The sequence below is a fragment of the Synechococcus sp. R8-2 genome, assembly GCF_047461715.1.
Lineage (GTDB): Bacteria > Cyanobacteriota > Cyanobacteriia > Thermostichales > Thermostichaceae > Thermostichus.
In genome coordinates, this window is record NZ_JANSHQ010000656.1 from 1 (window position 1) to 2387 (window position 2387).

The window sequence follows — 2387 nt, forward strand, 5'->3', positions numbered from 1 at the left end:
CCCAGGCTTTCCGCCAATTTTTTCGCCCGCGGGGAAGCCACGACCCGCTGGGATCCGGCGCCATCCGATCCATTTGGCAGTGTAGAGGTGGGGGTTGCCGCAGGGGCAGGACTTGTCGGCTGAGCTGCAGAGGCGCGGTCTGCGCTAGGTGGAGCCGCAGGGGTAACGCCAGCAGCGAGGGCTTTGGCTTTTTCCTGAGCTTGGGCCACTTCTGCCTCGCTTTCGGCAATCAGGGCGATGGGCGCGCCCACCGGGGCCGATGCTCCTGCCGGAATGAGGATGCTGGCCAGGATGCCGCTGTGGAAGGACTCCACGTCCATGTCCGCTTTGTCCGACTCCACCACCAGGATGTTTTCTCCTTTCTCCACGCGGTCGCCGGGGTTCTTAAGCCAGGTGACGATCTTGCCCGTTTCCATGGTGGAGCTGAGGGCCGGCATGGAGAGTTCGTGGATCATCGATGGGGATGGGAACACAGCAGAAGAGATTGTAACTCAGGAGACGGGATCCCCGCGCACGTCCCTGGGCCGGCTTTGGGCTCACCGGGCGCCAGCCGCTTCTGCTTCGGCCACCACCAGCAGGGTTTTCAACAGGGAATCGGGGTTGAGGCTGATGGAATCGATCCCTGCTTGCACCAGGAAGCGGGCAAATTCAGGGTAGTCGCTGGGAGCCTGGCCACAGATGCCGATCTTGCGCCCGTGGCTTTTCACCGTCTGGATTACCTGGGCGATCATCCGCCTGACGGCCTCGTGGCGCTCGTCAAAAAGGTGGGCCACCAGGGCTGAGTCGCGATCCAGGCCCAGAGTGAGCTGGGTGAGGTCGTTGGAGCCGATGGAGAAGCCGTCGAAGATCTGGCAAAACGCGTCGGCCAGGATGACGTTGCTGGGCAATTCACACATCACGTACACCTGCAGACCGTTTTCTCCCCGCACCAGGCCATGGCGGGCCATCTCTTCCAGCACCTTGTGCCCCTCTTCCGGCGTGCGGCAGAAGGGGATCATCAAGATCACGTTGGTCAGGCCCATCTCATCCCGCACCCGTTTCATGGCCCGACACTCCAAGGCAAAGCCCTCACGGTAGCGGGGATCCGTGTAGCGGGAGGCCCCCCGCCAGCCAATCATGGGGTTTTCCTCGTGGGGTTCGTAGCGGGATCCCCCCAGCAGGTGGGCATACTCGTTGCTCTTGAAATCCGACAGCCGCACGATCACCGGCTTGGGGTAAAAGGCGGCAGCAATGGTGGCCACCCCCTGGGCCAGCTTGTCCACAAAGTACTCCGGCTTGTCGGCATACTGGGCGGTCAGCTCTGCCAGGCGCGGCTCCTCTTTCACCGCCTGCTCGTAGTTGAGCAAAGCCAGCGGGTGGACCTGAATGTGGTTGGCAATGATGAACTCCAGCCGCGCCAGCCCCACGCCATCGCAAGGGATCCCGCTGAGGCCGAAGGCTTTTTCTGGGTTGCCCACATTCATCATCAGCTGGGTGCGGGGACGGGGCAGCTCCTCCAGCGGGATCTCCGTCACCTCATAGGGCAACAGGCCCGGGTAGACCCGCCCTTCTTCCCCTTCAGCGCAGGAGACGGTGATGGGATCGCCAGAGTGCAGCACCTGCGTGGCGTTGCCGCAGCCCACAATGGCCGGGATCCCCAGCTCGCGGGCGATGATGGCCGCATGGCAAGTTCTGCCCCCCTGGTTGGTGACGATGGCGCTGGCCTTTTTCATGATTGGCTCCCAGTCGGGATCCGTTTTTTCGGTCACCAGCACCTCGCCGGCCTGAAACTGATCCGAGCGGCGCACATCCAAAATGACGCGGGCTGTGCCCTGGCCGATGGCCTCGCCTACGGCCCGTCCCCGCACCAGAGGCTCGGGCTGCGCCCCAGGCTGGGTGAAGCGATAGGTGGTCAGCTGGTTGGCCCCTTTTTGCGACTGCACCGTTTCGGGGCGGGCCTGGACGATAAACAGCTCGCCGGTGATCCCATCTTTGGCCCACTCGATGTCCATGGGGGTGAAGCGGCCCCGCTGTGCCGAGTAGTGCTCCTCGATCAAGCAGGCCCACTGGGCCAATTTGAGGATTTCCTCATCCCTGAGGGCATATTGCTTGCGCAGGCTTTCGGGGACGGCCACGTTTTTGGTGGAACGGGATCCCCCCTCGTCGTAGACCAGCTTCAGGGCCTTGCTGCCCAGCTTGCGGGAGAGGATGGGGCGCAGTCCCTGCTTGAGGGTGGGTTTGAAGACCACGTACTCATCGGGGTTGACGATCCCTTGCACCACGTTTTCCCCCAGACCGTAGGCGGCGGTGATCAGCACCGCATCTTTAAAGCCGGTTTCCGGGTCGATGGAGAACATCACCCCCGAGCAAGCCAGATCCGAGCGCACCATCTTCTGCACCCCCACCGA

At 63.0% G+C, this 2387-nt stretch carries 2 protein-coding genes; both read right to left on the minus strand.

Annotation, left to right across the window (positions count from 1 at the left end):
- On the minus strand, window positions 1–455 hold a 455-nt coding region (locus tag NW819_RS13575; RefSeq protein WP_414414071.1), incomplete at its 3' end, for a biotin/lipoyl-containing protein.
- Between the two features lie 81 nt (window positions 456–536).
- Window positions 537–2387: phosphoenolpyruvate synthase (ppsA, locus tag NW819_RS13580; protein ID WP_414414072.1), on the minus strand; the 1851-nt coding region annotated here is incomplete at its 5' end.